The organism is Lactobacillus sp. UMNPBX4 (assembly GCF_002554115.1).
GTDB lineage: Bacteria > Bacillota > Bacilli > Lactobacillales > Lactobacillaceae > Lactobacillus > Lactobacillus gallinarum.
Map to the genome: position 1 here is coordinate 21,073 of NZ_PCZF01000025.1, position 9,314 is coordinate 30,386.

Annotated in this window: 7 protein-coding genes; 3 read left to right on the top strand and 4 right to left on the bottom strand. The window is 34.1% G+C overall.

Annotation, left to right across the window (positions count from 1 at the left end; genetic code table 11):
- Positions 1-104 precede the first annotated feature (104 nt).
- Complete coding sequence (locus CP355_RS06215; RefSeq protein ID WP_013438316.1) at positions 105-338, top strand: hypothetical protein; 234 nt, start codon at positions 105-107, stop codon at positions 336-338.
- Between the two features lie 108 nt (positions 339-446).
- Here the strand turns inward: CP355_RS06215 and CP355_RS06220 are convergent, their stop codons facing one another.
- On the bottom strand, positions 447-2,192 hold the full coding sequence (locus CP355_RS06220) for an oligopeptide ABC transporter substrate-binding protein (RefSeq protein WP_098044128.1): 1,746 nt from the start codon (positions 2,190-2,192) through the stop codon (positions 447-449).
- Between the two features lie 323 nt (positions 2,193-2,515).
- Positions 2,516-4,024, bottom strand: a complete 1,509-nt coding sequence (locus CP355_RS10515) for an SLAP domain-containing protein (protein ID WP_233186991.1) — start codon at positions 4,022-4,024, stop codon at positions 2,516-2,518.
- Between the two features lie 175 nt (positions 4,025-4,199).
- On the opposite strand from CP355_RS10515, the gene CP355_RS06235 reads away from it, so the two are divergent.
- Together CP355_RS06235 and CP355_RS06240 are read left to right on the top strand one after the other, a co-directional pair.
- Positions 4,200-4,382 (top strand): hypothetical protein, encoded by a 183-nt coding sequence (locus tag CP355_RS06235; RefSeq protein ID WP_233186992.1) that lies wholly within the window; start codon positions 4,200-4,202, stop codon positions 4,380-4,382.
- A gap of 135 nt (positions 4,383-4,517) precedes the next feature.
- Positions 4,518-4,826: a hypothetical protein gene (locus tag CP355_RS06240; RefSeq protein WP_098044129.1), complete on the top strand. Its 309-nt coding sequence runs from the start codon at positions 4,518-4,520 to the stop codon at positions 4,824-4,826.
- Positions 4,827-4,876: 50 nt separating this feature from the next.
- Here the strand turns inward: CP355_RS06240 and CP355_RS06245 are convergent, their stop codons facing one another.
- The gene (locus tag CP355_RS06245; protein ID WP_098044130.1) at positions 4,877-5,824 is read right to left on the bottom strand and encodes a restriction endonuclease; all 948 of its coding nucleotides are present in this window, start codon (positions 5,822-5,824) and stop codon (positions 4,877-4,879) included.
- Positions 5,825-5,837: 13 nt separating this feature from the next.
- A complete protein-coding gene (locus CP355_RS06250; protein ID WP_098044131.1) occupies positions 5,838-9,179 on the bottom strand; it encodes a DEAD/DEAH box helicase family protein in 3,342 nt (1,113 codons plus the stop codon).
- Positions 9,180-9,314 lie beyond the last annotated feature (135 nt).

Genomic DNA, 9,314 nt, shown 5'->3' on the forward strand with positions numbered 1-9,314 from the left:
AATAATAGACTTATTAATATAAGTCAAATTTAATTTTAATTTTTGTTTACTATTCAAAAAATCATATAATATTTAACAGATTTAAAAAGACTGGGGAAAAGTTGATGTATGTTTTTTACCAAATCGGTATCTCAATAGGGATGATTTTAGTTGCACTTGCTATCCATATTTTGCGCCAATCTATTAATGAAAGTTCGCAGTTCACCATGGTTAATTACATCTTTGCCTTATCTATTGCCATTGGTGGCATCTTCATCATTGTAGCTAGCTTAGCGGCTATTCAGCCCCAGAACTGGTACACTAGCAGTTCACTTTGGAAAATTTTGATTGCAAATTAAAAATGATTCAGTACCTTGAGTGGTATTGAATCATTTTCTTTTTATTCTATTCGACTATTACCAGTCTCATAATTCAAACGAACACCATCTTTAACGTTAAGAAATTAACTACTTACTAAAGCCTACTTTGTACCAAACACTATTTGCAGCTGCTGGTTTTAACGAGTAGTTCACGATCTTATTATTAACAGCTTGAATCGCATAAGAGTTAGTCATTGGTACAATATAAGCTTCATCATTCATATATTGTTGCCATTTATGAAAAGCTGCTACCCGGTACTTGTGATTGAATGCCTTAGTAGAATCAATTTCATCAAGCAATTTATTGTTTTCCTTGGTAACGAATCTAGAGTCATTCATTGGGTTAGTTTCGCTGTACATCCCTCTTGGTGAAGGCTCTGATGACAATGACCAAGCTGCCATAAACATATCGACATTTTTATCATCGTGGTCCAGTTTGTCGTAGAAGGAATTGAACTCAATTAATCTGCCACCAGTTAAGCTTACATGCAAGCCGATTTTACGCCACTGTTGAATATAATTCTGAATAATCGGCTCTTGCACTGCGGAACCTGTCATTGCGGCCAAGTGAATACTCAAAGGCTTGCCATTAGGTTGAACCCTCCATTTGCCTTTTTTCTTGTAGCCAGCTTTATCCAATAATTGGTTGGCTTTCTTTAAATTGTATGGAAAACCTTTAGCATTCTTATCGAAGTAATCGCCAAATTGAGCAGGAATCAAAGTTGGCACTCTGAAAGTCAAACCTTGCGTGTATCTCTTTTCAACTTGATTAATATTCATGGCATAGGCAATTGCCTGACGCAAAGATTTATTGTTCATCTTGGCATTCTTATCCATGACATTCTTGCCATTCTCCCACTTCCCGACTTTGAAGCCTAAGTAACTATATGCAAGAGAGATCTTAGCAATAAAGTTAGTATTCTTAGCGTTCTTAACGGCTTGCCAATCAGAGTTAACTACATCTGCAATATCAAACTTGTGACTCTTAATCGCTTGACTGGCTGATTTAGTCGAAACAACTTGCGCCACAATCTTATTCAACTTTGGTTTACCCCTCCAATAATATTTATTGGGAACCCAAGTTACTGACTGACCTCTGACAACTTTGCTAACTTTATATGGTCCAAAGAATAATGGATCTTTTCTGATTTGATCTGATGAAGCTAATTTACTGAAAGGTACATCCTTTAAATGATGATATGGAGCCGCCGTTTCAATAAAATAGTCATTACCAGATTGCAACATCCCTGGCTTCATTGCTAAAAAATGAATGACAATAGTTCTGCCATTTTCACCATCAGGATAAGTTATGCCTGAAATAGTTTTCGCTTTGCCATTGTGATAGGCTTTCATTCCTACGATATTAGCTAGAGAATCTGAGTACCGTAGACTGTTGGTAGCTTTATTGGCAGTCATTTCATATGGATATTCCAAATCCTTAGCAACCACTTGCTTGCCATCGGACCACTTAACTCCTTTCTTAACAGTAATTGTTACTGTCTTGGCTTTCTTGTCTAATTTAAAAGTAGCTGGGCCTTTATTAGTAATCTTATATTGATTATCAGTATCGAACAAAGCCTCATTACCAAATTGCATTACGTCTGAATCCACTTGATCAACTGATAACTGACTATCAAAAATCCCTTTAAAAGGAGTATCAGTTTCAATAGCATAGGTTAAAGTCCTGCCCTGTTTTGCTGTTTTTTGTGGGGTTTGTTCAGGAAACTTATTCGCAGTCTTGGCTGCATTCTTATTATTCTGACCACATGCAGTTAAACTTAAAGCTGCACCAATAAGTAAACCGGTAGTACTGATAAATTTAATAGCTTTCATAGTCGTTTCTCTTTTCTAAAAAATAAAAAAAGGCCCACATCCCAATTAAGGAATGTGAACCTTCATAGAATAATTAGTAAATCAATTATCTGAGATTAGGATCGCCGCACACCATAATTTAGGATCACAAATAAACCATCATTTTGGTGGCGGCGTCGTAATTCTACTGTTAATGCGCTTTGTGATTCTAACATGATATGTGACTCCTTTCTTAAATGAATTTAATGTTATATCAATATTTCTTTTAGCTGTTGTCAATAAATATTTTAGAATTTTTTATTGACATAAAAAGCACCGTCAAACGAAAGCGCTTCAATATTTTTCTACTTTTCAGCTAACTTGGTAGCTTCTTCTGCAGTATTTTGAGTCTTAACTTTCAAACCTTTGAAAGTAACATCACTCGCCTTTACATAGACACTACCAATATTTTGCTTAACCCAAGTGTATTCATATTTACTATGTGGATCACGCATTGAAAAAGTAGTACCAATTAAGTGATAGAAAAGTTCTGCTTTCTTTTCACTAGGTACCCAAATGTAACGAGCATAATCAACCTGATAATTGTTCTCAGGCAAAAAGTTGCCACGAGCTGCCTTTTCCAAATATTTGCCACCTAAATCAACTAGCTGACCTTGATCATTGTAAAGTGGTGTAGTCTTTTCTAGGCCTTGTTTAAAAGTAACCAACGATTGAGTTGATTCCGCAAAATTATGATTATCATCCATGAAGAATCTAAAGCTAAAATTACCCTCATCTTCATCTGGATAATCACCTGCATCAGTCCAGTACAAGAATTGGTCCTTGGTGCCAGCTATTCTGACATACAATTGTGGGTTAGTGTAGTCAGTATCGAGCAAAACCTGATCAATCTTAACTTTGCTAACAGCACGAACAACTTTAGAAGTTTCCTTTAAATCTTTGTTCAAAACATACATATCAGCACGTGGAACTACATAAGTTGGTTGCTTCGTGAAGACATATTGACCATTGATTTTACTTACATTCACTGCCTTAACGTAGCGACCGCCACCTAAAGCGTAGTAAACTTTCCCTTTAATCTTGTATTGTTTCAAAGCTTGTGGATCTTTATTAGAAGATTCACTTGGGTAGAAGAAGAAATCATCTGATGAACTAGCTGCTTTGACACTACCACTGTATGTCACTAAAGTACCTTTTCTTAAAGTACCTTGTTTCTTGATACGTTGACCCTTCTTGTTGTAGACATAAGTGTTGGTTTTCAAGAACATTACATTTTTACCGGCAACTTGGCTTACATCTTTTGCCTTAACATAAGCACCGCTGCCAACGTAATAGTAAAGTTCACGTGAAGTTTCTGTCAATTTGCCAGCATATTTAATCTTTTGATTACGAGTTACAGTTGCCTTGCCACCACGATATGATTTCAAACGCTTGCCGTTTTTGTCATAAACGTAACCTTTACGAGCAATATTAATTACACCCTTGTTGCTAATACTGCCTAAGCAATTAGACTTAATATAACCATTGTCACCAAGCCACACGTAATTTTGACCATTATTAATTCTGATTATTGGAAAACTATCGCTTGACAGAAGTGAAATGCGACTAGTAATCCAAACAGGCTTACCATAAGTCTTAATTGTGCTATTACTCTTAACTTTTTTCTTGCCAGTATAAAAATTACCCTTTTTGTTATAAAGCGTGATACCATTTGCACTAGTTTTAATTGTTTTTTTGGCGGCTTTCTTGCTAGCTGCAAAAACCGGCTCATTGTTTTGAGTCAAAGCGATAGCTGGACTCAATGCCATTAAAGCTGCAGCTGAAACTAAGATGATTTTTTTATTGAGTTTCATAATTTTACCTCATAAATATATACCTTTAATTCTTATTTTGGTTTTTTTTATGAAGATAGTCTATCTTTATGCCCTCTATAAATTTTTATACATTCAATACTCAAAGAACTACAATAGTGGTGTATAGAGGTACAGCCAAAGTACTTGCGCTCTGAATAACATAAAGGAAGATTTTATGAAATATCTATCAAGAAATCAAGCAGAACAATGGCTGAATCAACATACGCTTTATGGGCAAAAGAAAAAATTATTCACTAACAAGTTTATGAAGAGATTGAAGAACTCCTATCATTTGGTTCCCGACAAACACACCATCTTCGGGAAAAAATACAGCTTGTTGGAACTGCTCATGATGTAAACCCTAGACAATTTGCTTAAGCAAAAAGGCACCACTTAAATGCAGTGCCTCTTATTATACATATTTTTACTAAAATGACAGGTTGATACCTTTCATCAAATGATTCAAGATTATATTATAATTTAAGGAGAACTCATGAAAAAAGTAACAGACTTACCTGATAAAAATAAACGACCAAAGAATAAACCGCGAAAACAGATTAAAGTTAATAGTTTTGCAACGGCAATGTTGGCTAAGGCTGAACAAGATAAGTACAAAGGTCCACAAGCCGTTGATGAGAACGGTCATACAAAAGAAGATCCTAAAGAAAAATATGAAAATGATGCTGTTACGGAATTCTGGAATGCTCTCTTTCCTAAAATTGATTCTGAAATAGCGGAAAAGGATAAGAGTAGAACTAAAATTGATCCTTCTAAGGTGATTAATTTTAAGGATAAGAAATGAGACATTTAAAAATGGTATCTCCTTTAAATTACGGGATACTATTTTTTAGCTTAATTTTCTTTCTTAAAGAAGTCATCGTCAATTTCAAGTAATTCAAAAGTATCCTGAACTTGAACGCCCACTTTATATTCAATCATCAACTTAGTTAAAGTCTCACCGTCGATCAATTTAATATTAAACTTCTTACCAGCTTCTTCTGCACTTCTAGTAAATGAAGATGTTGTAATAAATACACCAGAGCCAGCTCCTTGTAGGTCCAAATCACCATGAAACTGACTAATTATTTGCCGACCGACAGTATTATCTTCAGCATATCGTTTCACTTGAACATAAATCTTTCTCAGTCCTAGCGCATCTTGATTTAGGATTCCGTCAATTCCACCATCATTAGATTTCTGAGTAACAAAAGCTTTACCATCAGCACCTTTGTAGCCCATTCTAGTCATAAGCTCAATCATCATATGTTCAAAAACAAAGGGATCTGTTTCTCTTAACTTAGTTAAAAGTGCATCAGATAAATTCTCCTTTTGTTTATCAAACCAGTTATGAATCTGTCCCTTCGTCAACTCAAGAGATTGAATATCATTATCCGCTTTATCATCAGATTTATTCTGCCTCCGCTTATTCTGATAGTCAATGTACATCGGTAAAGAGTGAACATATTTGGCTGTAATATCAGTACCCAACTTAACCAGTGTCTGCTTGCCTAAATCACTGATTTCATAATGACCACGCTTGGGACAATTCAATAATCCGGAAATTTTTAGATCGCTTATTGCAAAGTTAACTCTATTTTGTGCAATCAGATCATGATATTTAGAAGCATATCGTAAGTTAACTAAGTTTTCCGGTAAATTTATTGCTTTAATAACTGCATGTTCTAATTCACGAATTTGCCAATGTTTCTTCATTGAAGCTACTTGTAAAGTTGGACCTAAGAACCCATCCCAAGTTGGCATTTCATTCTCACTATGTTTTAAATTTTTGTAATTTAGCATTATTTAAATCCCATTAAGCTACAACATCCGCGTTATGATTGATATTATTAATAACTTCTTTTATTCCTAACCATAATGTCTTATTGTCGCCAAATAACTCAATTATATTACCTTGATCAATAAATGGTGAATCTTGCAATACTGATAAGTCTTTCATCATACCATTCTTAACAATATATTCAATTACTTGATTTAAGAAATAAATCTGCCTTGAATTTAGAGACTTATCATTCAGATACTCAGCAAATGCTTCTTTAGCTGAATTCATATCCAATCCCACAATACTACGAATAAATTCACCTAATGGCTGATCACCATATTCTTTAGTGTAATCTTCTTTAGTACCAATATCCTTCCAGAATATTTTCTCTAAATTCTTTAGATCGGCATCTGTTAACGGCTGATTGCTCTTCAATTTAGCAATAACCTGATTATCTTTCTGATGCTGATTAATGTAGTACTCTACTTTAGCTCTATAGTTCTTTAAAGTATCTGTATTATACTCAGCTTCATTAACAGAAGTATCCAATATTTCGTCATTAAAGTCTGTATCAAAGGTTATTGAATTCTTAGGAATATATTTAATTAAATCACGTAAAGCTTTTCTAATATATTCTAGATCTTCAATACCCGCTCTATTAAGATAATCTGTTTCAATAACTTTTTTGATTAAGTCCTTCTGATTAGCAATTTCAGGAATGTTAGCAACTTTAGAAACTGCAGTTATTTTCTTTATGATATCCGTCTTATATCTACCAGCCGGTTTATCTGAAATATTGGCAAGTTCTAATTCAAAAATTAATGCATCAAATCGAAAGGCAGCTGAATCCCCTTCATCTGGCAAAATCAAAGGTGATACTTCTTCTCTTACTTCTAAGCAATCACTGTATGTAAGTTCTTCATAGTTTACCTTATTCGCATATTCATCAACATCTTTAATATGCTGCCTTACAGCAAAGTTGTCACGATTTAATTGCTTTACCTTCTTAATTAAGTTGTCAATTAGTGTATTTCGATAACTAATCATTGGATTTGTTTGATAGTTAATATCTTGCAGCTTGTAAACCAATTGAAATTTTAGATTAAACAGTGCTCCTTGTAATGGTAAAGTGGCCTTAGGTTCACGACCTTTGCCCATTCTGAAGAATTCGAAGTTACTACAAAAGTCAAATATATAAAACTTGGACTTATCTTTTCCATCAATTAAATTAGGGCAAAGTCGAGTACCTCGACCAATCATTTGCCAGAACTTTGATTTACTATAAACTTTCTTAAAAAAGACTAAATTCAAGCATTCCGGCACATCTATTCCTGTATCAAGCATATCAACAGAAATAGCTATTCGGGGCATCTTATCGCCTTCTGAGAATTCATCAATAGCAGACTGAGCATAATTAATATAATTATCAATTACTTGTGCATAAGGTCTTCCATCTTTGCCCTTAGCTAAATCTGGATATTCTTTGTTAAAGATACGCAAAATTTCTTCAGCATGTTTATGGTTTTGAGCAAAAATTATCGTTTTACCTAGTTCTTCACCATAATTAACTCTTAAAGCCTGAGTCATTACAACGTTCAAAACTTTCTTTATCGTATCCTCATTAAAAATCCAATTATTAAGAGCGGAGGGATTAATTGATGTCGGAAGTTCACCATTTTCATCTTCAAAAGTATCCTCATACGATTCCTTATCCGCTTCAGATAGTTCATCATATTTAATCCCCTGAGCCATGAACTTCATTTTAGTCTCAATAGAAACATAGTCTACCAAATAGCCATCTTTAACAGCATTAGCTAATTCATATCCATAAGTTGGGACACCATCTTCTAATTCAAATACAGAATAAGTATTTTTATCAATCTCATCCTTAGGAGTAGCTGTTAATCCCACCATTGGAGCATCAAAGTAATTAAAGATATCACGATATTTGTTATAAATTGAACGGTGAGCTTCATCTATGATAATTAGATCAAAATGACCTACAGTAAATAATTTACCTTGATCATCTTTAAGAGAATCAATGCATCCCATCATAGTCTGATATGTTGAGAAAACACATCTAGCATTTAAATTACGTTTTTTCTTGGTTAAATCAGTACAAGTTAAGTCAGGCAACAAATTAACAAAACTTCTCTTAGCTTGAGTGACCAACGCAGTTCTATCTGCCAAGAAAAGAATATTTTTAACCCAACCAGCATTAATTAAAACTTTACTAAGACCAATAGCGACTCTGGTTTTACCTGAACCTGTAGCCATAACTAACAATGCTTTGCGTTTTTTCTTTTTATCGAAACTTTCACAAACAGCTTTAATAGCAGCCTTTTGATAATATCTTCCAGCAATATTTTCATCCACTTGAATATTATCAAGATGCTTTTGTTTCATGTTTTGTAGATTACGCAGTTTCTCTAAATCACGTTTAGAGTAAAAGCCAGATACTTTACGTTCGGGATGTTCATTATCGATAAATCTTGTTTCAAAGCCATTAGTCAGAAAGACATATGGTCTTCTATGATATTTCTTTTCAATTAAATCCGCATAAAGTTTGGCCTGTTGCCGACCTCTAGAAACATCCACACATGTTTTCTTTGCTTCGATTACTGCTTGAGGAATGCCAGTATTATCTAAAAGCACATAGTCTGCCCGTCCACTTTTTGAACTATTAGGCATTCCTTCAAGTTCAAATTCATCAATCCAGTCCTTGTCTTCTGTCCATCCTGCATCCATTAAGAGAGTATCAATATAGATCTTTCTCGTCTTGAATTCAGATAAATCAAGAGGATTTTCCGGGGTAAATCTTTCCTCTTTTTCTTGACGATTCTTTTCACTACGATGCGAAAGTTTCTTTTGAATACCTTTATTTTTCTTAACTAAACTATCTAAGCTAATTTGAATCTTAGCTGGCTCAGGAGTAACAATAGCAGATGGTGTTTGACCTAATAGCTTCTCATCAAACGGGACTTGCTCGTAATGATCACCATAGCAATAATCAATAAAGTCAAAGAAAGCATGAAGGTTCTTTAAACATAAGACAGCTTGATCACGTTCAATTCTTCTAGCTGAATGGGCAGCAATATTACCCAATCTTCTAATTAAGTCTAACTGTCTCCATAGATCATAATCAACAATTCCATGAAAATCATCAGAACTCATCAAACTAATTAATTTATCTTGATAAGGACGTCTTAATGCTGTATCCACTGAATACATCCATTTAATCGCAATCTCCATTGCTCGACGACAATCAAGGATACAACTAGCAGCATCCACATTAATTATTTTTTCAGCAGTAATAGCTATATTTACAAAGTCGCTAAACTTTTTCTCTTTTTTCAGATAATCAAAGTTGGTCATTTACCTAGCACCTTCTTTGTTTTCTTTAAAATACAGGTAAAACCTTATACTAATAATATATTTCATTATGGATGCGTTAACAACTTTTGATTTGTCGACTTGTTGAACGAATGATGCAAATTTGTTTTGAGATTC